The organism is Terrabacter koreensis, from assembly GCF_054783315.1.
The window spans coordinates 497,160-518,710 of the sequence record NZ_BAAGQU010000004.1; the positions used below are offsets into that span (position 1 = coordinate 497,160).

Sequence of the window (21,551 nt, forward strand, 5' to 3'; positions counted from 1 at the left end):
CCCTGGTTCGCAGCACGTGCGTAACAGCGCAGGGCGACCACGCCCACGACGTCGGGCTCATCGAGCCGCTCGGTGTCCGAGCCAGGCGAGGGCGGCGACGACGAGGGCCGAGGTGCCGGTGTCGAGCGTCGGTTGCACGACGGGCGCGAAGAAGGGGGAGTGGTTGACGGGCACGTCCTTGGCGACGGTGCCCGCCTCGACGGCCGCGCGGTACGCGTCGGGGTCGGTGCCGCCGATGCCCCAGTAGGTGTAGGGGACGCCGAGCGCGGTGGGCAGGTCGCTGAAGTCCTCGCTCGCGCTCTGCAGCGGCAGCTCGGTCGCGAGCTCGCCGAAGTGCTCGGCGAAGGCGGTGCGGACCCGTTGCGTCGTCGCGTCGTCGTTCACCGTGGGCGGGAACCGGTCGAAGAGCTCGAACTCGGGCTCGCCCGGCGCATCGGACGCCTGGCACTCCGCGACGACGATGCGGCGGATCGCCTCGAGCACCGACGCGCGGGTCTGCTCGTCGAACGTGCGCACGTTGAGCTCGAGGACGGCGCGGTCGCCGATGACGTTGCTCTTCGTGCCGGACTGGATGCTGCCGACGGTGAGAACGGCCGGCGTCGTCGGCGCGATCTCGCGTGAGACGACGGTCTGCAGCCGCACGACGATCATCGCGGCCAGCACGACCGGGTCGACCGCTGCCTGCGGCATCGAGCCGTGGGCGCCGCGCCCGTGCACCGTCACGCGCATGCTGTCGGCGGCCGACAGCACCGCTCCCGACCGGGTGCCCACGGTGCCGGCGACGCCGGGCAGCACGTGCTGGGCGAGGGCGACGTCCACGGGGCCCACGACCCCGGCCAGCCCGTCGTCGACCATCCGGCGGGCGCCGTCGCCGAGCTCCTCGGCGGGCTGGAACAGCGCCACGACCGTGCCGCTCCATGCATCGCGGTGGCGGGCGAGCAGGTCGGCGGCGCCGAGCAGGCAGGTGACGTGCACGTCGTGGCCGCAGGCGTGCATGACAGGCACCGGCTCGGCGGAGTCGCCGGCGGTCGCCGTGGCCGTGCTCGCGTACGGCAGCCCGGTCGCCTCCTCGACCGGCAGGGCGTCCATGTCGGCGCGCAGCAGCACCGAGGGGCCGTCGCCGTTGCGCAGGATCCCGACGACGCCGGTGCCGCCGATGCCTTCGGTCACCTCGTAGCCGCTCCCGCGCAGCCGCTCGGCGACGGCAGCTGCCGTCTCGTGCTCCCGGTGGGACAGCTCCGGGTGCTGGTGCAGGTGGCGGTAGAAGTCCTCCTGCCACGGCCGGCACCCTCCGAGGTCGGACAGGACTGTCGTGGCTGCGGAGGGCGAGCTGGTCATCGTGCCTCCTGGTGGAGCGGGACCGGGGCCGATCCACGATGTCACGGATGGGGCACCGCAGGGCGTCGAACTGCTCATGACGGCATACCCCAGCGGGTATCATGGGGAACGGGACGGAGCAGGCCCTGGAAGGGGGCACCGATGGAGCGACAGGTCCTCGTGGTCGACGACGAGCCGCAGATCCGCGCCGTGCTGAGGGCCTACCTGGAGGCCGACGGGTTCAGCGTCACGGAGGCCGGCACCGGTGGCGATGCGCTGCGTCTGGTGCGTTCGGAAGGCCCCTCGCTCGTGCTGCTCGACGTGCGCCTCCCCGATGTCGACGGCATCGAGGTGCTGCGCACCCTGCGCCAGGAATCGCAGGTGCCGGTCATCCTCGTGACGGCCCGGTCGGAGGAGGTGGACAAGCTCGTCGGCCTGGGCGTGGGTGCCGACGACTACGTCACCAAGCCCTTCAGCCCGCGTGAGATCGTCGCGCGAGCCAAAGCCGTGCTGCGCCGAGCACCGCGCGATGCGGCGACGACCGGCGACGCGAGCCCCGCGCGCCGCGCCGTCGCCGTGCTCGCCTTCGAGGGTGTGTCCATCGACGAGGGCCGGCGCGAGGTGCATCGCAGGGGCGTCCCGGTCGAGCTGTCCGCCCTGGAGTTCGACCTGCTGGCCGCGATGGCCCGGAGTCCCGGTCGCGTCTTCTCCCGCGGGCAGCTCCTCGAACAGGTCTGGGGCTACGACTTCTTCGGCGACGAGCGAGTCGTGGACGTGCACGTCCGCAACATGAGGCGCGCCCTGGGCGACGACGCGGCGGACCCCCGGGTCATCGGCACCGTCCGAGGGGTCGGCTACCGCTTCCTGCCCGATGTCCTGGAGGGAGCGTCATGAACCGCCTGTCGACACGACTCGTCCTCTCGCACCTGGTCGTCGCACTCATCGGGACCGTCGCGACCTTCGTCATCGTGCGGCAGCTGGCCCCCACGCTGTTCGACAGCTCGATGAACCGCGCGGGCATGGGCACCGGGATGGGCATGGGGCGCGCGGGGGAGGCCTCACTGCGCACGCAGTTCGCCGACTCGGTGGACCAGGCCCTCCTCGTCGGAGCGCTCCTCGGCAGCGTGGCCGCCGCGACGTTCGGGGCGTTCGCCGCCTGGCGGCTCCTGCGTCCACTGGGCGCCATGGGCCGTGCGGCGCGCCGGATGGCAGGCGGTGACTACGCCACGGTCGTGTCGGTGCCGCACGAGGCCGAGCTCGCCGAGCTGGCCACCGACCTCAACCGCCTCGGCGCCGCCATGGCGGGCGCGGAGGCCCGCCGTGTCCGCCTGCTCGGGGAGCTCGCGCACGAGATGCGAACCCCGCTGACCGTGATCGACGGCTACGTCGAGGGCATGATCGACGGCGTCCTGCCTCGCGACCCGGCCCCGCTCGGGAGCGTCGGCGACGAGGTCCGCCGCCTGCGGCGCCTGGCCGACGACCTCTCGGCGCTGTCGCGCGCGGAGGAGGGACGGCTGGACCTCGCCGTCAGGCCCCACGACCTCGGCACGCTCGTGCGCCGCGCTGCGGAACGTATGCGTCCGCAGGCGCAGGACGCCGGGCTCGAGCTGCACGCTCCGGCTGCGGACGCGGTCGTGGCCCTGGTCGACCCGGATCGGTTCGCGCAGGTTGTGACCAACCTGGTCGGCAACGCCATTCGCGCCACCGCCCCGGGGGGCCGCATCGCCGTGACGTGCACGCGGCGTGACGGGCAGGCGCTGGTGCAGGTGTCCGACACCGGCGAGGGCCTGGACGCGGCCGACCTCGAGCGGGTGTTCGAGCGCTTCTACCGGGTGCCCAGGCGCCGGAGCGTGGGTGCCGAGTCCGGCTCGGGCATCGGGTTGACCGTGGCCCGGGGCATCGTGTGCGCGCACGGCGGCGAGCTCACCGCCGCGTCGGCCGGGCGCGGTCGCGGTTCCACCTTCACCGCGGCTCTGCCCCTCTTCGCCGCGACGGACCCCACCGCGACGCACCCCACTGCGACGCACCCCGAGGCCCCGCGTCCCGTCGCGGCGTCCGACCCGACCCGTCCTGCGGTCGACCGGCGACGGCGGTAGTCAGCGGGCGTCGTCCCACATCGGGCACGTGCCGTCCCGGTCGGTCGCACCCACCCGGGCGCCCGGCCCCATGCCCGCACCCGGGCCCATGCCGGCACTCGGGCCCATGCCGGCACCCGGGCCCATGCCGGCGCCCGGCCCCGTGACGGTGCGGCCCGCTGCCGCGGCCTCGAAGGCGGCGAGGTGGTGCTCCGACGCCCGCTGCAGATGGGTGAGGACCTGACGCACGTCCGAGGCGGTCGTCTTCGTGACCGCGGTCCGCAGGTCGGCGATGTCGCGCTGCTCCAGGGCGACGCCGACCTGGTAGGCGGCGGCGAGCGAGGTGTTGCCCTGCGCCAGCCAGCGGTCGTAGAGCGACTGGATCGTCGCGTCGGCGTACGTCCCGGCGGCCTTGCCCGACCCGGGGTCCGTGACGGCATACCTCGTCAGGAGGGTGCCCATGGCGTCGAGGTGGCGCTGCTCGCTCGCGGAGATCCACGCGAAAGGCGTCCCGTCGCCGTAGCGTGCGGCGAAGGCGGCATAGAGGTCGCGCGCCATCCGCTCCTCCTCGCTGCCGAACCGCAGCAGCTGCGTCAGGGCTGCGTCGGCCGCGGTGACGCTGCTCACCGCAGCGGCGGCCTCCGGAGGTACCCCGGCGACGCCTCCGGAGGCAGCGGCGGCAGAGATCTCGGCGCCCGCCCCCACGACGACGGCTGCGGTGGCGAGAGCCAGCGGGCGGGTCATCCACGTCTTCATGGTCCTGTCCTTCCCGGACGGTGGGCTCGGGTGGTCCGAGTCCTTCACACCTTCAGTCAACGCGTCGTGCGTGAAGGGTGGGCGGGGCCTGGTGTGAAGCCTCCGTGTCGGCCGCGAGACCTGTTCCCTCGATACCCCTAGGGGTATCTGTTATGGTGGTCCAGAACTTCCCGCCACACCTGGAGGAACCGTGATCTTCACCCAGTACTACCTCGACTGCCTGTCGCAGGCGTCCTATCTCATCGCCGACGAGAAGAGCCGCCTGGCCGTCGTCGTCGACCCGCGACGCGACGTCGCGGAGTACCTGGCCGACGCCGAAGCGCGTGGCCTGACGACCGTCGGAATCATCAACACCCACTTCCACGCCGACTTCGTCTCCGGGCACCTCGAGCTGGCCCGGGCCACCGGCGCGTGGATCGGCTACGGAGACGCGGCCGTCACCGACTTCCCGGTGCGCTCGCTCACCGACAGGGAGCGGATCTCCCTGGGTGACGTGACCCTCGAGGTCATGACGACGCCCGGCCACACGCCCGAGTCGATCTCGGTCCTCGTCCGCGAACACGCCGACGACGAGGTCGCCTACGGCGTGCTCACCGGAGACGCCCTCTTCATCGGCGACGTCGGCCGCCCCGACCTGCTCGCCTCCGTCGGTGTCACGGCGACCGAGCTCGGGCAGATGCTCTACGACTCGGTCCAGCGCAAGCTCATGGGGCTGCCCGACGACGTACGCGTGTTCCCCGCTCACGGGGCGGGCTCGGCCTGCGGCAAGAACCTCTCGACCGAGCGCCAGTCGACCATCGGTGAGCAGCGGCGCTTCAACTACGCGTGCCAGCCGATGACCGAGGAGCAGTTCCTCGAGGTCGTGACGGCCGGGCAGCCCACGGCACCGACCTACTTCGCCTACAACGCCACGCTCAACAAGCAGTCCCGCGACCTGCGCGACCTCGACGCGAGCGTGCCCTCGCTCGATGGCGCCGAGGTCGAGGCGGCCCTGGCCCGCGGCGCCCGCATCCACGACGCGCGCGACGTGCAGGAGTTCGCGGCGGCGCACCTGCGCGGCTCGGTGAACGTGCCCGTCGAGGGCCGGATGGCCGAGACCGTCGGCATGGTCTTCTCGCCCGAGAACGAGATCGTCGTCGTTGCCCCCGAGGGCCAGGAGCAGGAGGTCGCCACCCGCTTCGCCCGCATCGGCTACGACCACGTCGTGGGATACGTGGCGGACGTCGAGGAGTACTTCCTGACGCACCAGGACCAGGTCGACCGGGCCAGCCGCCTGTCGGTCGCCGACGTCGACGAGGCGACGGCGCGCGCCGACGTGCAGGTCGTCGACATCCGCAACGCCGGAGAGATCGAGTCCGGCATGGTGCCCGGCGCCCGCCACATCCCGCTGGCAGAGCTGGGCCTCCGGTCCCATGAGCTCGACGCCGAGCGCCCCGTCGTCGTCTACTGTGCGGGCGGTTGGCGCAGCTCGGTCGGGGCGAGCCTGCTGCGCGCCGGCGGCTTCGCGGACGTCTCCGACATCCTCGGCGGCTACGGCGCCTGGGACCTCGCGCACGCCAGCGCCTCCTGACCCGCGCCGGCCCGCCACACGGCATACGCCCGTCCCTCTCGGAACCCGCGCCACCCCGCCCCCCGCGCCACCCGCGCATCACCCCGTCCCCGGCACCCGCCGGCAAACACCAAGGAGAACCATCATGTGTCGACCCGCCACCTGCCGGACCTGCGGCAAGACGACCTGGGCCGGCTGCGGCCAGCACGTCGACCAGGTCATGCGCAACGTCCCCCCGGCCCAGCGCTGCGACGGCCACGAGAAGGGTGAGTCCGCCTCGGGCGGCTTCCTCTCGCGGCTGTTCAACCGCTGAGCCCGCGACCCGCACACGGCGACGCGCCGCCGGCCAGCCGCACGAGCCGCTGACCGGTGGCGCGCCGGGGGCCACCACGTCTCCCGACGCCGACCACCACGAGAGGACCGCCTCGCATGCTGATCGCCATCCCGCTCGGGATCGCCATCGGACTGTCGCTCGGAGCCCTTGGTGGCGGGGGCTCCATCCTGACCGTCCCCGCCCTCGTCTACGTCCTGGGTCAGGACGCGCGCACGGCCACGACGAGCTCGCTCGTCATCGTGGGGCTCACCTCCCTGCTCGCCCTGGTGCCGCACGCCCGCGCCAAGCGCGTCCGTTTCAGCCAGGGGCTCATGTTCGGCGTGCTCGGCACCGCCGGCTCCTTCGCCGGATCCGCGCTGTCGACCTCCGTGAGACCCACGACGCTGCTCACCGCATTCGCGGCACTGATGCTCCTCGTCGCGGCCCTGATGGTCCGTCGCGCCGTCAAGGCGCCCCGCGGGCTCGGCCACGCCATCGACCCCACCGTCGAGCCGATGATGACGCTGCGCCCCTTCAGCTGCGCCTGCCCGCGCGCCGCCAAGGTCCTCGTGACAGCCACGATCGTCGGGCTCCTCACCGGCTTCTTCGGCGTCGGCGGTGGCTTCGCGCTCGTCCCCGCCCTCGTGCTGGCCCTCGGCTTCCCCATGCCGGTGGCTGTCGGCACCTCGCTGCTCGTCATCGGCGTCAACAGCGCCACGGCGCTCGCCGCGAGGCTCGGCTCCGGGGCGGGTCACCTCGACTGGTCGATGATCGGGGTCTTCACCGCTGCCGCCGTCGTCGGCAGCCTCGTCGGCGGTCGACTCGCCGGCCGGGCCAACCCGCGGCACCTCACCATCGCGTTCGCCACGCTGCTCGTCGTCGTCGCCTTCTACACGGGCGTCCGGTCACTGGGCCTGATCGGCTGATGTCGTTCCAGCGCACGCGCCAGACCGGTGGCGAGCCCCGGATCGTGCTGGGGCTCCGACAGAATCTCGCCCAGTTCGGGACGCTCGTGGCCGTCAACGCCCTCGTCGGCGGCATGCTCGGCCAGGAACGCACGGTCGTCCCGCTGCTGGGCAAGGACGTCTTCGGGCTGACCGGATACACCGCCGGGCTCGCCTTCATCCTCGTCTTCGGCCTCGCCAAGGCGCTGACCAACTACGTCGCCGGCTCGTGGATGGACCGGTTCGGCCGCAAGCCGGTCCTCGTGGCCGGCTGGCTGGTCGCGCTCCCGGTGCCGCTGCTGCTCATCTGGGCCCCGACGTGGGGCTGGGTCGTCGCGGCCAACGTGCTGCTCGGCGTCAGCCAGGGCATGACCTGGTCGACCACCGTCGTCATGAAGATCGACCTCGTCGGCCCTGCCCGGCGCGGCCTCGCGATGGGGTTCAACGAGGCCGCCGGGTATGCCGCCGTCGCGGGCACCGCCCTGGCCACCGGCTACATCGCCCAGGCCCACGGCCTGCGCCCGGCGCCCTTCCTGCTCGGCATCGCCTATGCAGCGCTCGGGCTGGGGCTCTCGACCCTGGCCGTCAAGGAGACCCGCGGGCACGCCCGGCTCGAGGCGGCCGGCCACAGCGCCCGCCCGGACGGTCGGCACGACCACCTCCACGACGCGCTGACCAACCGGCAGGTGTTCACCCAGACCAGCTTCCGAGAGCCGGCCCTGTCGGCAGCGACCCAGGCCGGACTGGTCAACAACCTCAACGACGGCCTGGCGTGGGGCGTCTTCCCGATCCTCTTCGCCGGCGTCGGCCTGTCCGTGTCGCAGATCGGCATCCTCGCGGCGATCTACCCGGCCGTGTGGGGCCTGGGCCAGCTCGTCACCGGCGGCCTGTCGGACCACGTCGGTCGGAAGTGGATGATCGCCTCCGGGATGCTCGTGCAGGCCGTCGCGCTCGCCGTCATCGCCGCCGTCGACTCGTTCGCCCTCTGGGCCTTCGCCGCGGCCCTGCTCGGCGCAGGCACCGCCATGGTCTACCCGACCCTGCTCGCCGCGATCGGCGACGTCGCACACCCCGCGTGGCGAGCTCGGGCGGTGGGTGCCTACCGGTTGTGGCGCGACGCCGGCTTCGCCGCCGGGGCGGTCCTGGCCGGTGTCGTGGCCGACGCCCTCGGGGTACGCGCCGCAGTCTGGGTCGTTGCGGCCCTCACCGCGCTCTCGGGGCTGCTTGTCGCCGTGCGGATGTACGAGACCCGCCATCGATCTGACACCTGATGCGGAGATCCCGGTCCGCCGCCCGTCACGGTCGTCGGTCGTCGAGCGGTGGACTGCCCCCAGCGTCCGGGGCGACGCGTTCGGCGTGGGCGCGCCTGATGCGCATGAGTCCGGACCCACCCACCGGGGTCGCCGCTGGTGTGTCGTGATGCGGGGGCTCAGGCCAGGCTCAGGAAGAGCTTCTCGAGAGCGGCTTGGTCCTCGTCCTGCAGGCCCTCGGGCGAGGCCATGCACTCGCGCAGGTTGGTCGAGATGATCGCGAAGCCGGCCCGGTCGAGCGCCTTGTTGACGGCCGCGAGCTGGGTGACCACGTCGCGGCAGTCGCGGCCCTCCTCGATGAGGCGGATGACGCCTCCGAGCTGACCCTGGGCGCGCTTGAGCCGGTTGAGGATCGGCGCCATCTCCTCTGCTGTCGGTGTGACCATGCGAGTCTCCTTCTGGTTCATGGCCGGCGTGCGCCCGACGCCGTGAGCGCCTGGAGTGCCTGGGTCAGTCGGTCGTGTGCGTCTGCGGCGATGTCTGCGAGCCGGTCGTTGCCGGTGAGCTCGACCATGGTCGCCGGGTCCATGGCCTCGACAAGGGTGTGGCCCTCGCCGATCGAGCGGACGACGACGTTGCAGGGCAGCAGGACGCCGATGGACGGCTCTGCCTTGAGGGCGGCGTGAGCCAGTGGTGGCCGGCAGGCGCCGAGGATCCCCTGGGGGGCGATGTCGACGCCGAGCTTGGCCTTGAGGGTGGACGCGAGGTCGATCTCGGTGAGGACGCCGAAGCCGACCTCAGCCAGCCGGGCCCGTGTCTCGGCGAGGGTCACGTCGAAGTCCGCCTCGACGGTGGTGGTGAGCGTGTAGTCCATGTCTCTCTCCTGATCTCGGGCGCAGGCGCGTCCTGGGGGCGCAGCGCACGGCCTGGTGGCTGCTGGTGGGGCTCAGGCGTCGGCCGGCTGCGCCGCAGTGACCTTCGCGCGCACGTCGTCCATGTCGAGGTTGCGGACGGCGGTGATGACCTGTTCCAGCGCAGCGGCGGGGAGCGCGCCCGGCTGGCTGAAGACGAGGATGCCGTCGCGGAAGGCCATGAGGGTCGGGATCGAGGTGATGCCGGCGGCGGCGCTGAGCTGCTGCTCCGCCTCGGTGTCGATCTTGCCGAAGACGATGTCGGGGTGCTTCTCGGACGCGGCCTCGTAGACCGGGGCGAACATGCGGCACGGCCCGCACCACGAGGCCCAGAAGTCGACGAGGGTGATGCCCTCGCGGGTGATGGACGACTCGAAGTCGGCGGCGGTCAAGTTCTGCGTGGACATTGAATCTCCTTGGACAGGAACGGTTTCTCTTGGGTACGACTATACCCTCTGGGGTATAAAACCTCTCGTCTAGTGCAGTCATTCCCAGTTCGACGAATGAGTTGCGACGGGTTAGGGTGCTGTTCGAACAATACACCCAGGGGTATGCATCGATCTATCGAAGGAGCGACATGTCCATCACTGCCAGCATCGACCAGCTCGCTGCCGCTGCCGCTGACGGCGCCACCGTCGTGGACGTGCGAGAGCCCGGTGAGTACGTCGGCGGGCACGTGCCCGGAGCCGTGCTGATGCCGATGGGCCAGCTGCCCTCGCGCGTCGGCGAGCTCGACCGCCACCGCCCCGTCTACGTCGTCTGTGCCAGCGGGAACCGCAGCCGCGCCATGAGCGACTACCTCGTTCGCGCGGGCTTCGACGCCCGATCCGTCGACGGCGGGACGTCCGCCTGGGCGGCATCCGGGCGCCCGGTCGTGGGCGGCACCAAGCCGTCCGCCTGACCCGCGCCGCACCAGCGGCCCCGACAGGCTCCACGAACGTCCGCCCGCCCCGAAAGGACCCTGCCCATGGCGACCATCATCCCCATCGACACCCCGACCCTCGGCGACCGCAGCTACCTCGCCCACGACGGTGAGGTCGCGATCGTCATCGACCCGCAGCGCGACATCGACCGTGTCCTCGACCTCGCGAGGGACGCCGACGTCACCATCGCCCACGTCTTCGAGACGCACATCCACAACGACTACGTCACGGGTGGCTACGCCCTGGCCCGGGCCACCGGTGCCGCGTACCACGTCAACGCCGCCGACGACGTCGCCTACGAGCGCGTCCCCGTCAGTGACGGCGACGTCCTAGACGTGTCACCCGCGCTGCGCGTCCGGGTCATCGCCACCCCCGGACACACGTACACGCACCTCTCGTACGCCCTGGACGCCGCGAACGACGAGACCGGAACGCTCGAGCCCGTCGGCGTCTTCACGGGAGGTTCACTGCTCTTCGGCGCCACCGGCCGGCCCGACCTGCTCGGGCACGAGCACACCCACGACCTCGTCCACCACCAGTACGCCTCCGCGCAGCGCCTCGTCCACGAGCTGCCCGAGCACACCCACGTCCTGCCCACCCACGGCTTCGGCAGCTTCTGCTCCGCCGGCTCCGCGGGTGACACGACCGCCTCGACCATCGGCCAGGAGAAGAAGGCGAACCCGGCCCTCACCCAGGAGGAGGAGCGCTGGGTGGCCGACACGCTCGCCGGGCTCGACGCGTACCCCGCCTACTACGCCCACATGGGGCCTGCGAACAGCGCCGGCCCGCAGGCGGCCGACCTGACGACCCCCGAACGGGCCGACAAGGCGGTGGTCGCGCGCCGCATCACCGACGGGGAGTGGGTCGTCGACCTGCGCAACCGGACCGCGTATGCCGCCGGGTACGTCACGGGAACGCTGAACTTCGGCGTCGACGGCCAGTTCGCCACCTACCTCGGCTGGCTCATCCCGTGGGGCACGCCGCTCACGCTGCTGGGGGAGAGTCCCGAACAGGTCGCCGAGGCCCAGCGCGAGCTGGTCCGCATCGGCATCGACCACCTCGAGGGCGCCGCCACGGGCGCTCCCGCGGACTGGACCGACTCACCGCTCGGCTCCTTCGACCGCGCCACCTTCGCCGACCTCGCCCAGGTGCGGCACCACCGACACGTCGCCGTCCTCGACGTGCGCCGCGCCTCGGAGTTCACCGAGTCGCACATCGACGATGCCGTCAACCTCCCGTTGCACGAGCTCCTCGAGCGGCTGACGGAGGTCCCCGCGGGCGAGGTCTGGGTGCACTGCGCGGGTGGCTACCGCGCCTCGATCGCCGCATCGGTCCTCGCCGCCCACGGCCACCATGTCGTCGCCGTCGACGACAGCTTCGAGGAGCACGCAGCAGCCGCCGGCCTCCCACTGAGGTCGGCAGCCTGAGCCCGGCGCGGTGGCCGATCCGCCGCGCCGCCCTGACCCCGCCCGCAGCCCGGCAGGCGGGAACGTGAAAGGAACCATGAGCACCAACGCCTCCGTCCACAGCGATCCCACCGCGACCCGCACCACCCCGCGCCGCCCTGCAGCACTGGATCCGCAGGCGCTGCAGGAGTGGCTGGCCGGCGACGACCGCCCGCGCCTGCTCGACGTGCGAACTCCGGCCGAGTTCACGACCTCCCACATCCCCGGCTCCTACAACGTCCCCCTGCCGTTGCTGCGCGAGCACCGCGACGAGCTGCGCTCGCACCTCGACGACGACGTCGTGCTCGTCTGCCGATCCGGGGCCCGGGCCACCCAGGCGGAGGCGCTGCTCGGCTCGACGGGTCTCGCCAACCTCCACGTCCTCACCGGCGGCGTGTCCGCCTGGGAGGCTTCGGGCGGCCCGCTCAAACGGGGCACGCAGACCTGGGAGCTCGAGCGCCAGGTGCGGCTCGTCGCCGGAGGCATCGTCCTGTCCGGCGTGCTGGCCAGCACCAAGGTGCCGGCCCTCAAGTGGGTGTCGGCGGCGATCGGCGCCGGCCTCACGGGAGCGGCAGTCACCAACAGCTGCGCGATGAGCAAGGCGCTGTCGATGCTGCCCTACAACCGCCGCACCGGTCCGAGCCTCGACTCCGTCCTGCGCGAGCTCGGTCGCGCCGCCGACTGACGGCGCGGAGGAAGCCGGCGCTCGGCGGTTGCGCCGTGAAACCCACGGGCACGAGAGTGACAGGGTGCCGACACGGCACGCCCCGCGCGTCCGAGGAGGCCCCGTCGTGACCACGTCGCCACTGCACGTCGACCTGTTGGTCATCGGGTGGGGCAAGGCGGGAAAGACCCTCGCCAAGCGCTACTCGGCCACGGGTCGGTCGGTCGCTCTCGTCGAGCGCGATCCGGCCATGTACGGCGGAACGTGCATCAACGTCGCCTGCGTGCCGACGAAGGACCTCGTCGTGTCGGCCGAGGCGCGCCGTCCGAGCGACGACCCGGCTGGGTACTTCAGGCGAGCTGTCGCCGACCGCGACGCCCTCATCGGGGGGCTCAACGCGGCCAACCACGGCATGCTCGAAGGCGTCGCGACGCTGCTCGACGGCGAAGCGCGCTTCACCGGCCCGAAGGAGGTCACCGTGCGCGCCGCTGACGGCGAGGTCATCGTGACGGCCGAGAAGGTCGTCGTCGGAACCGGGACGGTGCCGGCGCGCCCTGAGATCACCGGCGCCTCGCTGCCCGGGGTGTACGACTCGACGACCATCCAGCACGCCGACCCGTTTCCCGAGCGGCTCGTCGTCGTGGGTGCCGGGTTCGTCGGTCTGGAGTTCGCGAACATGTTCGCGCTCTTCGGCGCCTACGTGACCCTGCTCGACTCCCGTGACGCCCTGGTGCCGGACGCCGCGCCCGGTGTAGGCGCGGCGGTCGAGGACGTGCTGTCGCGACGCGGGGTGACGGTGCGTCATGGCGCCCGGGTGCGGTGGATCGAGCAGGCGGGTGCGGGGTTGCGCGTGGCCCTGCCCGACGACGACCTCGAGTGCGACGCGGTGCTGCTCGCGACCGGCAGGACGCCGGTGACCCGCAACCTCGGACTCGACGCGGCCGGAATCGACACGGATGAAAGAGGATTCATCGTCGTCGACGACCGGCTGCGCACCTCCGCCGAGGACGTCTTCGCCGTCGGTGACGTCAACGGCGGTCCGCAGTTCACCTACATCTCGCTCGACGACAACCGCGTCGTGTGGGACCAGCTGACGGGGGAGGGGCGCCGTTCCACGACCGACCGGGTCGCCGTGCCGCGGACGACGTTCACCACCCCACCCCTGTCGCAGGTGGGTCTCACGCCGCTGGAGGCGCGCGCAGCCGGCCACGACGTGCTCTACGCGAGCAAGCAGGTGGCCCGGATCGCGACGATGCCGCGGCCCAAGATCGTCGGCGACGCCGACGGCGTGGTCACCTTCACCGTCGACGCGGCAACACGGGAGATCCTCGGCGCGACCCTCCTCTGCGTCGACTCCCAGGAGCTCGTCAACCTCGTGGCCCTGGCCATGAGGGCAGGCGCCACGGCCGACGAGCTGCTGGACGGCATCTGGACGCACCCGTCGAGCACCGAAGCGCTCAACGAGGTGCTCGCCGAGCTGGCCCCCCTGCCGGGTGGCGCGTCCTAGACCTCGTGCGGGTAGTCCTCGTCGTCCTCCGACGGCACGTCCTCGAGCTGTTCGAGCCGGTCTGCCACATCCGCGGTGTCCGTCGACGTGGGTGGTGACGCAGTGTCGGAGGACCGGTCGCCGGGCTCGGGTGCCCCTGCGGGGGTCTGCTGCTCGAGCAGATCGGCCTCGGGGACGTCGACACGGGGATCGGGGTGCTGTGCGGTCACGGTGGACCTCCTGACCTGATGGCCGTCGAGGGTCGTGGTCCATTCGCCCTCTTGCTTAAGGATGGCACGCGTGGTACACCAAATCTATAGCACTCGACATAGATCCTCAGTTCTCGGGACTGCCCGGCCCGCGCGTTCTCTCTCGCGTCTGACGCTCTTGGTGCAGCGCGACGTCCACGCCTCGACGGCGTACGGGTTCGCGCGGGTCGGGTCACCGCTCCTGGTGCCGCTCACCGTCGAGGGTGGCGAGACACTCGTGCAGGCGGCGCAGCCGCCGATGGGTGTCCGCCCCCGCGCGCCCGAGCCGGCTCTGGACGTCGCCCAGCAGCGGCAGGAACCGCGCTCCCGCGGCGAGGTGAGCCCCCACGCCGTCGGCGGTCAGGAGCACGTGGTACGACCTTCGGTCCTCGGGGTGAGCGGCCTTGCGCACGTGGCCGCGTCGTTCGAACCGCTTGATGTAGCTGGACACCGTCGTCGGCGGGGCGGCCATCCAGCGCGCCAGCTCGCTCGGCGTCATCCCGCGTGTCGAGGCGAGGATCGAGTAGATCGCGAACTCGTCGGCGTCGAGCCCCGACTCCCGGATGGCTTCGTCGATGAGGGCGGTTGCGGCCCGGGACACCAGCCAGACGTCGAAGAGCACGTTGGACAGCCCCTCAGGCACCTCCGGCGCCCCGCTCTCGCCTCGGCTCGACGGACCGGGCGGTGAGCTCTCTCGTGCCATCACTGTCGGCCAGCGTCGTCGCGGACCGCGCCCACTTCGCCTCGGGACGCACGCCACCTGTCGCGGGTCGTGCGCGCGAGGAGCAGGACCACGACCCCGACGAGCACGAGGCCCGCCGCCCAGGAGGCGATGCTCTTGGCCCCCGACGCCAGGCCGAACAGGGAACTCGCCACGCTCGGCTCGGGGTGGGCCGCGAGCGCCAGCCAGGCGCAGGCGTTCTCGAGGTAGTCGAAAGCGGCGCCGAGGAGCGGCAGGACCGAGAGGGCGATGAGCCGTGAGTCGGGCCGCGTGAGTCGGGAGATGACGAAGGCCAGCGCCGTGGCGAGGAAGAGGCCGAACACGGCGGGGTAGGCGAGGTCCGCCAGCTGCAGGTTGCGGTAGCTCTCGCGGCCCGCGACCCCGCACGCGTCGAGGAAGCGCAGGACGGCCGTGGCGCTGGGAGCGAAGCGCACGTCGGGTGGCGCCTGCCGGCATACGGCCTCGACCCGGGGGATGGTGAACGGCAGGGAGGTCGCGAAGAAGACGGTCGCGAACGTGGCGTACGCCGCGCCGCTCCCGAGCAGCACGCGCCCTCGTGCCATCCGCGCCATCGTTCTCGCGACGGACCCAGTGACCCCCGGGTCGTCGCTCGGGCTCGAGTGGCGGGGCAGTGTGACGGGCTTGGTGCGTGTGGTGGACACAGGGGGCTCCTCGGGGTCTCGCGGACGAGATGCTGCGAAATCGCAGTACCTAGATGATGCGATCTCGCACTACCCCACGTCAAGGTCCCTCAGCGGCGAAGCGGTGGGGCCGTGCTGCCCCGAACGACCAGCTCGGTGGGCAGGGTCGTGGAGGCCTGCGGTGCCACCCCGCCCCCGAGGAGGTCGAGGACCAGCCGGCCTGCGATGACGCCCTGCTCGACGGGCCGCTGCCGGACGGTCGTGAGGTCGGTGAGCTCGGCCATCGGGTGGTCGTCGATCCCCACCACCGACACGTCGTCTCCGGGACGCAGCCCGGCACGTCGCAGGGTGCGGATGGCGCCCAGGGCCACCTCGTCGGAGTGGGCGAACACCGCGGTCGGTGGCTCGGCATGCCCGAGCAGCCGCCCCATCGAGGCGGCGCCGTGCTCGCCGCCCCAGGGCGCGGTGACGACGAGGGTCGGGTCCGCCGGTAGGCCGGCGCGTTCGAGCGCGTCGTAGTAGGCGGGCGAGCGGGTTGCGCTGAGGTTGGGCTGGTCCGGGTCGACGGCCTCGAGCATGCCGATGCGCGTGTGGCCGAGATGGAGCAGGTGGTCGACGGCCTGCCGGCTGGCCTCGTAGTCGTCGATGTGCACGGACGGGTAGGCCGCCGACTGGCCGCCCGCGGCCACGATGTGAACTCCCATGGTCTCCATGCGCGTGCGCTCGTCGTCCTCGACCTGGAAGCCGACGACGACGACCGCGTCGACCTTGCGGCGGGCCGGGAGCCGGTCGAAGAAGTCGCGCCGGTCGCGGGCGTCGCCGACCTGGTAGAGCAGCACGTCGAGCTCGGCCTCGCGCAGCACCGAGTCCAGCCCCTCGACGACGGACCCGAAGAACCAGCGGGACAGGTGGGGGACGACGAGGGCGACGCGCCCGGTGTTGCCCTTGGCCAGCCTGGACGCCTCGGGAGAGACGACGTAGTTGTGCTCCTCGGCCACGCGCAGGACGCGCGCCCGGGTGGCGGGGGCGACGTTCTTGGCGTTGCTCAGGGCCCGCGACGCGGTACCGACGCCGACGCCGGCCAGCCGGGCGATGTCGACCAGGGTCACCTTCGACGGGGCGCGAGATGCGGTCAAGTCGTCCACGGGTACACCGTACGTCACTGGAAACGCATCCATGCAGCGGGCCTTCGGCGCGCGTGGCGCGCCATGGGGGAGACGCAGCCGTCTTGAATTCCGGAGCTCTACATTGACAGACGTCCTCGACTGCCATCACCATCGGAAATGGAAACGTTTCCAGCGCTTCCATCCCGCCTCTGGATGAGGCAGTGGTCGGCGACACGAGGTGGCCGGCTCCTTCAACGACGCAGGAGGAATCCATGCAGCACGCAGGTCACCGTTCCCGTCCCACCCGTCGATCCGTCGTCGTGGCGCTTGGCGCCCTCACCGTCGCCGGAGCTGCCGGCTGCTCCGCCCCCGGGCCCGCCGCGTCCGACGCGGCGGCGGCCGACGCGACACCGACCACCGTCAGCACCTCGGTCGGCTCGCAGCCCGTGGCGCTCAGGCTCTACGACGGCCAGGGCCTCAAGGCCGTCGACGACGCGCTCATCGCCGCGTTCACCAAGAAGCACCCCACCGTGACGATCACCCCGACCTACGACCCCGACAACGTGACGACGCAGAACCAGCCGCGGCAGCTCGCCTCGGCCACCCCGCCCGACCTCGTGCGCGTCATCTCCGTGACAGCGGGCACGAAGAACAACCTGCTCACGAACCTCGACGCCTACGCGACGGCATACGGCTGGGACAAGCTGCCCGCCTCGCAGCTCGCGCAGTTCCGCGCGAAGGACGGCGTGGCCGGCTCGGGCTCGCTCTACGCCAAGGCGAGCGGCTTCACGATGACGGGCCTCTACTACAACAAGAAGCTCGCGCAGCAGGTCGGCATGACGGCCCCGCCGAAGACGGTCGACGAGCTCGCCGGCTACATGGACAGGGCCAAGGCGGCCGGGCTGACCGGGATGGTCGTCGCGAACAAGGAGGGTGGTGGCGTCTTCCCGTTCCAGCTGCTCGTCAACTCCGCCATGGGCCCCGAGAACGTTTCGAAGTGGGTTTTCAACGCGCCGGGCGCGACGATCAACACCCCGGAGGCCGTCGCCGCCGCCAAGACGGTGCAGGGCTGGAACTCTGCCGGGCTCTTCCCCGCCTCGGTCAACGCCCTCGACGCCACCGCGGCCGACGCGCTCTTCGCCTCCGGCAAGGGCCTCTTCTTCCCGTGGGGCAACTGGGACGCGGCGAACCTCGACAAGACGATGCCCGGTCAGGTCGGATTCTTCCCGATGCCGCCTGCGACGGCCGGCGGCCAGGTCGCCGCGATGTCCGACGCCGCAACCGCTTTCGGCATCCCGTCCAAGTCCGAGAACAAGGACGCTGCTGCCGCGTTCCTCGACTTCCTCTCGAGCGACGAGGCTCGCCAGATCGCCGTCGACAACGGCTTCATGCCGAGCGGCCTCAGCTCGCAGACGGCCCCGACGATCAAGAGCGGCTCGGTGCTCGGTGACGTGACGAAGGCCTTCGGCGAGGTCTCCGCGGCGGGTGGCCAGGTGCCCTTCGTGCAGAACGCCACGGCCGGGATCTCGAACCGGGCCTGGACGCCGGAGAGCCAGCTGCTCTTCGAGGGCAGCTCGACGCCCGAGCAGTTCCTCACCAGCGTGCAGACCAAGTACGACGAGGAGCTGAAGCGATGACCGGCGTCGGTGTCCTGTCTCGCGCGGACCTCGGCGTCAGGTCGAGGGCTCGCTGGGCGGGCTGGCTCTTCGCCCTCCCCGCCCTCGTCATGTATGCCGTGTTCGAGCTGTACCCGATCATCACGGCCGTCCAGTACTCGTTCTTCGACTGGGACGGCATCAACGTCAGCAAGCCGGTCGGCCTCGCCAACTACACGCGGGTCTTCACCGAGCCACAGCTGCTCGCCTCGATCGTGCACTCCTTCATCCTCATCATCTTCTTCACGTTCCTGCCGGTGCTGCTCGGGCTCGTCGTGGCCTCGATCGTGCGCGAGATCCGGTCGAAGTGGGCGGGCGGCGCGGCGCGCACGCTGATGTTCCTGCCGCAGATCATCCCCGGGGCGGCCTCGGCCATCGCCTGGACGTGGATGTACTCGCCCGGCGGCGCCGTCAACCAGCTGCTGCGGGCGCTCGGCCTCGACGCGCTGACGCGGGCCTGGCTCGGCGACTTCACGTGGGCGCTGCCTGCGGTCGGCATCATCGGCACCTGGCTCGCGACCGGCCTCTGCACGCTGCTGCTCATGGCCGGCATCGGCAAGATCGACGGGAGCCTCTACGAGGCGGCCTCGCTCGACGGCGCCAACCGCTACCACCAGTTCCGGGCCATCACCCTCCCCGGGCTCCGACAGGAGATCGGCGTCTGCGTCACCATCACCATCATCGCCGCTCTCGCGAGCTTCGACGTGGTCTTCATGTCGACCCAGGGCGGTCCCGGCTACTCGACGCAGGTGCCGGGCGTGCAGGTCTACCAGCTCGCCTTCACCGAGAACCGGATCGGCCAGTCGTCGGCGCTCGCCGTCGTGCTGAGCCTCATCGTGCTCGCGGTCATCCTGCCCATCCAGCGCCTCTTCAGGGAGAAGTGATCCCCGTGCTCGCTCGACTGCGCGACACCGCGCCCAAGACCGTTCTGCTCACCGCAGCCGCGCTCTTCTCCGTCTTCCCGCTCCTGTCGATGTTCTCGGCGGCCCTCCAGCCGCAGGGGAGCGCGCCCGCGGGCATCTCGTTCCCGACGAACCCCCAGTGGCACAACTTCGTCGACGCCTGGAACGTCGCCAACATCACGACCCTCGTCCAGTCGAGCGCCGTGCTCGTCGTCGGCGTCGTGCCGATCGCGATGCTCATCTCCGCGATGGCCGCGTACGCCATCGCCCAGCTGCGGATCCCCTTCGGCAACGTCTTCTTCCTGCTCCTGCTCCTCGGGTTGACGCTGCCCTACGAGATCGTCGTCGTGCCGCTCTACTACCAGATGCAGCAGCTGGGCCTGCTCAACACCCAGCTCGGCCTCATCCTGCCGCTCATCGGCCTGAACATGCCCTTCGCCGTCTTCTGGATGCGCACGCACTTCCAGTCCGTGCCGGCGGAGATCTCCGAGTCGAGCTCGATCGACGGGGCCGGGCCGTGGAAGGCGTTCCGTCACATCCAGCTCCCGCTCGCCGTCCCCGCGCTGGCCTCGCTCGGCGTGCTGATGTTCCTCAGCACGTGGAACCAGTTCCTGCTCGCGATCGTGCTCATCGACGACCCGAACAAGCGGACCATGGCAGGGGCGCTGCAGGGATTCGTCGGAGCCCACTCAACCGACGTGGTGCTGCTCAACGCCGGCGCGCTGCTCATCATGGCGCCGACGATCCTCGTGTTCCTCCTCTTCCAGAAGTACTTCATCCGGGCCATGCTCGCCGGCGCCGTCAAGGGCTGAGCGCGGCAGGCCGACCACCCCACCCACCCACCCCCGCCAGTACAGGGAGCTTCCCCGTCATGTCGATGACCCCGCCCAGCGCCACGACCGACCGCGACTGGTGGCGCACCGCCGTCGTCTACCAGGTCTACCCACGCAGCTTCGCCGACGCGAACGGTGACGGGATCGGCGACCTTCCCGGCGTCCGCAGCCGGCTGTCCCACCTCGCCGAGCTCGGCATCGACGCGATCTGGCTGAGCCCCTTCTACCCCTCGCCACTGGCCGACGGCGGCTACGACATCACCGACCACCGCGACGTCGACCCACGTCTCGGCACCCTCGACGACTTCGACGCGCTGGTCACCGATGCCCACGAGCGCGGCATCAAGGTGATCGTCGACATCGTCCCCAACCACACGTCCGACCAGCACCCCTGGTTCCTCGAGGCCCTCCGGGCGGGCCCGGGCTCCGCCGAACGGCGGCGCTACATCTTCCGCGACGGAACCGGCCCGGGAGGCAGCGAGCCGCCCGCCGACTGGCAGTCTCACTTCGGGGGCTCGGCCTGGGAGCGCACCGACGACGGCCAGTGGTACTGCCACCTCTTCGCCCGCGAGCAGCCCGACCTCAACTGGGACGACGAGCAGGTGCGCGAGTACTTCCTCGACACCCTTCGCTTCTGGGCCGACCGGGGGGTCGACGGCTTCCGCATCGACGTGGCGCACTCCCTCGCGAAGGACCTGTCGCACCCGCTGCGCAGCCAGCCCGACCTCGACCGCGTGCTGCCGCTCGACGGCTCCGACCCGCTCTACGACCGCGACGAGGTCCACGAGATCTATCGCTCCTGGCGCAAGGTGTTCGACGAGTACGACCCTCCGCGGATGGCCGTGGCCGAGACGTGGACCCCCACCTCGAGCCGCACCTACCTCTACGGCCGGCCGGACGAGCTGGGCCAGGTCTTCGACTTCTCGCTGCTCAAGGCCGAGTGGCACCCTGACCAGCTCCGAACCGTCATCAGCCGGTCGATCGAGGAGCACACCTCCATCGGCGGGGCCATGACGTGGGTGCTCTCGAGCCACGACGTGCCCCGCCACGCCACCCGGTACGCGCTGCCCGTCGGCACCGACCTCGATGCGTGGCTGAGCAGCGACGGGACCCTCGTGCCGCTGGACCCGGAGGTCGCTGCCCGCCGGGCACGGGCCGCCACCGTCCTGATGCTCGCGCTGCCCGGGTCGGCCTACCTCTACCAGGGGGAGGAGCTGGGCCTGCTCGAGGCGGCCGACCTGCCGGCCGACGTCCTGCAGGACCCCGTCCACGAGCGCACCGGTCATCAGCTCAAGGGCCGCGACGGATGCCGGGTTCCCCTGCCGTGGACCCCCGAGGGCAGCTCGTTCGGTTTCGGCGACAACGGCTCGTGGCTGCCGCAGCCCGCGTGGTTCGGGGCGTATGCCGCCGCGCCCCAAGGCGGACGCGCCGGCAGCACGCTCGAGCTCTACCGGCAGGCGATCGCCTTGCGCCGCAGTCTGGTTCAGGACGAGCACTTCGCGTGGATCGACACCGGGGATGCGGAGGTGCTGCGGTTCGAGCGCTCCGAGGGGTGGCAGTGCATGGTCAACCTCTCCGCGCGCCCGGTTCCGGTGCCGGGACAGCTGCTGCTCACGAGCGAGCCCGGGAGCGAGCCCGGGAGCGAGCCCGGGAGCGAGCCCGGGAGCGAGACGGGCCGGACGGCATACGCCGAGCTGTCTTCCGAGGCTGCTGCCTGGTTCCGCCCTGCGCGCGAGGAGTAGGAGTCGACAACGACCCGACGAGTCGTCCCGGGCGGGGGGCCGTGGTTGCAGGACAAATCGGACGGGTACG

At 71.5% G+C, this 21,551-nt stretch carries 23 protein-coding genes; 14 read left to right on the forward strand and 9 right to left on the reverse strand.

All coding sequences use genetic code 11. The features are described from left to right. Positions 1–57: 57 nt before the first annotated feature. On the reverse strand, positions 58–1,338 hold the full coding sequence (locus ACYVNR_RS05050; RefSeq protein ID WP_461046993.1) for an amidohydrolase: 1,281 nt from the start codon (positions 1,336–1,338) through the stop codon (positions 58–60). 141 nt (positions 1,339–1,479) lie between these two features. On the opposite strand from ACYVNR_RS05050, the gene ACYVNR_RS05055 reads away from it, so the two are divergent. Both ACYVNR_RS05055 and ACYVNR_RS05060 read left to right on the forward strand, forming a co-directional pair. Then, positions 1,480–2,211, forward strand: a complete 732-nt coding sequence (locus tag ACYVNR_RS05055; RefSeq protein ID WP_461046995.1) for a response regulator — start codon at positions 1,480–1,482, stop codon at positions 2,209–2,211. Continuing rightward, on the forward strand, positions 2,208–3,413 hold the full coding sequence (locus tag ACYVNR_RS05060; protein ID WP_461046997.1) for a sensor histidine kinase: 1,206 nt from the start codon (positions 2,208–2,210) through the stop codon (positions 3,411–3,413). Before ACYVNR_RS05055 ends, ACYVNR_RS05060 begins: the two co-directional genes overlap by 4 nt. Here the strand turns inward: ACYVNR_RS05060 and ACYVNR_RS05065 are convergent, their stop codons facing one another. Then, positions 3,414–4,148: a DUF2202 domain-containing protein gene (locus tag ACYVNR_RS05065; RefSeq protein ID WP_461046999.1), complete on the reverse strand. Its 735-nt coding sequence runs from the start codon at positions 4,146–4,148 to the stop codon at positions 3,414–3,416. 190 nt (positions 4,149–4,338) lie between these two features. Between ACYVNR_RS05065 and ACYVNR_RS05070 the strand changes: the two genes are divergently transcribed. The 4 genes from ACYVNR_RS05070 (at position 4,339) to ACYVNR_RS05085 (ending at position 8,225) form a co-directional block, all read left to right on the forward strand. After that, positions 4,339–5,718: an MBL fold metallo-hydrolase gene (locus ACYVNR_RS05070; protein WP_461047001.1), complete on the forward strand. Its 1,380-nt coding sequence runs from the start codon at positions 4,339–4,341 to the stop codon at positions 5,716–5,718. Positions 5,719–5,842: 124 nt separating this feature from the next. Beyond that, a complete protein-coding gene (locus ACYVNR_RS05075) occupies positions 5,843–6,010 on the forward strand; it encodes a hypothetical protein (protein ID WP_458798708.1) in 168 nt (55 codons plus the stop codon). Positions 6,011–6,126: 116 nt separating this feature from the next. Beyond that, positions 6,127–6,936 (forward strand): sulfite exporter TauE/SafE family protein, encoded by an 810-nt coding sequence (locus tag ACYVNR_RS05080; protein WP_461047003.1) that lies wholly within the window; start codon positions 6,127–6,129, stop codon positions 6,934–6,936. After that, positions 6,936–8,225: an MFS transporter gene (locus ACYVNR_RS05085; protein ID WP_461047005.1), complete on the forward strand. Its 1,290-nt coding sequence runs from the start codon at positions 6,936–6,938 to the stop codon at positions 8,223–8,225. The genes ACYVNR_RS05080 and ACYVNR_RS05085 overlap by 1 nt, the downstream gene beginning before the upstream one ends. A 158-nt stretch (positions 8,226–8,383) precedes the next feature. Here ACYVNR_RS05085 and ACYVNR_RS05090 read toward each other — a convergent pair whose 3' ends face one another. The 3 genes from ACYVNR_RS05090 to trxA all read right to left on the reverse strand — a co-directional run bounded on the left by ACYVNR_RS05090 (position 8,384) and on the right by trxA (position 9,522). Next, positions 8,384–8,650, reverse strand: a complete 267-nt coding sequence (locus ACYVNR_RS05090) for a metal-sensitive transcriptional regulator (RefSeq protein ID WP_045191385.1) — start codon at positions 8,648–8,650, stop codon at positions 8,384–8,386. A 17-nt stretch (positions 8,651–8,667) separates the two neighbouring features. Beyond that, positions 8,668–9,078 carry a DUF302 domain-containing protein gene (locus tag ACYVNR_RS05095; RefSeq protein ID WP_461047008.1) on the reverse strand — a complete coding sequence of 137 codons (411 nt, stop codon included), beginning with the start codon at positions 9,076–9,078 and terminating at the stop codon, positions 8,668–8,670. 72 nt (positions 9,079–9,150) lie between these two features. Beyond that, positions 9,151–9,522, reverse strand: a complete 372-nt coding sequence (gene trxA, locus ACYVNR_RS05100; RefSeq protein ID WP_045191387.1) for a thioredoxin — start codon at positions 9,520–9,522, stop codon at positions 9,151–9,153. 170 nt (positions 9,523–9,692) lie between these two features. Here trxA and ACYVNR_RS05105 point away from each other — a divergent pair, with 170 nt between their 5' ends. The 4 genes from ACYVNR_RS05105 to ACYVNR_RS05120 all read left to right on the forward strand — a co-directional run bounded on the left by ACYVNR_RS05105 (position 9,693) and on the right by ACYVNR_RS05120 (position 13,654). After that, positions 9,693–10,016, forward strand: coding sequence for a rhodanese-like domain-containing protein (locus ACYVNR_RS05105; RefSeq protein WP_461047010.1), 324 nt, complete (start codon positions 9,693–9,695; stop codon positions 10,014–10,016). A gap of 66 nt (positions 10,017–10,082) precedes the next feature. Beyond that, positions 10,083–11,465, forward strand: a complete 1,383-nt coding sequence (locus tag ACYVNR_RS05110; RefSeq protein WP_461047012.1) for an MBL fold metallo-hydrolase — start codon at positions 10,083–10,085, stop codon at positions 11,463–11,465. 76 nt (positions 11,466–11,541) lie between these two features. Then, positions 11,542–12,168: a rhodanese-like domain-containing protein gene (locus ACYVNR_RS05115; RefSeq protein ID WP_461047014.1), complete on the forward strand. Its 627-nt coding sequence runs from the start codon at positions 11,542–11,544 to the stop codon at positions 12,166–12,168. Positions 12,169–12,274: 106 nt separating this feature from the next. Then, the gene (locus ACYVNR_RS05120) at positions 12,275–13,654 is read left to right on the forward strand and encodes a dihydrolipoyl dehydrogenase family protein (protein ID WP_461047016.1); all 1,380 of its coding nucleotides are present in this window, start codon (positions 12,275–12,277) and stop codon (positions 13,652–13,654) included. Here ACYVNR_RS05120 and ACYVNR_RS05125 read toward each other — a convergent pair. From ACYVNR_RS05125 to ACYVNR_RS05140, 4 genes are all read right to left on the reverse strand, one after another. Further along, the gene (locus ACYVNR_RS05125) at positions 13,651–13,863 is read right to left on the reverse strand and encodes a hypothetical protein (RefSeq protein ID WP_461047018.1); all 213 of its coding nucleotides are present in this window, start codon (positions 13,861–13,863) and stop codon (positions 13,651–13,653) included. The genes ACYVNR_RS05120 and ACYVNR_RS05125 overlap by 4 nt on opposite strands. Before the next feature lie 211 nt (positions 13,864–14,074). Continuing rightward, on the reverse strand, positions 14,075–14,524 hold the full coding sequence (locus ACYVNR_RS05130) for a MarR family winged helix-turn-helix transcriptional regulator (protein WP_461047020.1): 450 nt from the start codon (positions 14,522–14,524) through the stop codon (positions 14,075–14,077). A 59-nt stretch (positions 14,525–14,583) separates the two neighbouring features. After that, complete coding sequence (locus ACYVNR_RS05135; protein WP_461047022.1) at positions 14,584–15,165, reverse strand: hypothetical protein; 582 nt, start codon at positions 15,163–15,165, stop codon at positions 14,584–14,586. A 188-nt stretch (positions 15,166–15,353) separates the two neighbouring features. After that, the gene (locus ACYVNR_RS05140) at positions 15,354–16,388 is read right to left on the reverse strand and encodes a LacI family DNA-binding transcriptional regulator (RefSeq protein ID WP_461047024.1); all 1,035 of its coding nucleotides are present in this window, start codon (positions 16,386–16,388) and stop codon (positions 15,354–15,356) included. Between the two features lie 233 nt (positions 16,389–16,621). On the opposite strand from ACYVNR_RS05140, the gene ACYVNR_RS05145 reads away from it, so the two are divergent. Genes ACYVNR_RS05145 through ACYVNR_RS05160 form a run of 4 tightly spaced genes read left to right on the forward strand, consistent with a single transcriptional unit; the run spans position 16,622 to position 21,481 of the window. Next, positions 16,622–17,986: an ABC transporter substrate-binding protein gene (locus ACYVNR_RS05145; RefSeq protein WP_461047026.1), complete on the forward strand. Its 1,365-nt coding sequence runs from the start codon at positions 16,622–16,624 to the stop codon at positions 17,984–17,986. Then, positions 17,983–18,888 carry a carbohydrate ABC transporter permease gene (locus ACYVNR_RS05150; protein ID WP_082080953.1) on the forward strand — a complete coding sequence of 302 codons (906 nt, stop codon included), beginning with the start codon at positions 17,983–17,985 and terminating at the stop codon, positions 18,886–18,888. The genes ACYVNR_RS05145 and ACYVNR_RS05150 overlap by 4 nt, the downstream gene beginning before the upstream one ends. Before the next feature lie 5 nt (positions 18,889–18,893). Continuing rightward, on the forward strand, positions 18,894–19,718 hold the full coding sequence (locus ACYVNR_RS05155; RefSeq protein ID WP_045191477.1) for a carbohydrate ABC transporter permease: 825 nt from the start codon (positions 18,894–18,896) through the stop codon (positions 19,716–19,718). Between the two features lie 59 nt (positions 19,719–19,777). Next, complete coding sequence (locus ACYVNR_RS05160; RefSeq protein WP_461047029.1) at positions 19,778–21,481, forward strand: glycoside hydrolase family 13 protein; 1,704 nt, start codon at positions 19,778–19,780, stop codon at positions 21,479–21,481. Positions 21,482–21,551: the final 70 nt, after the last annotated feature.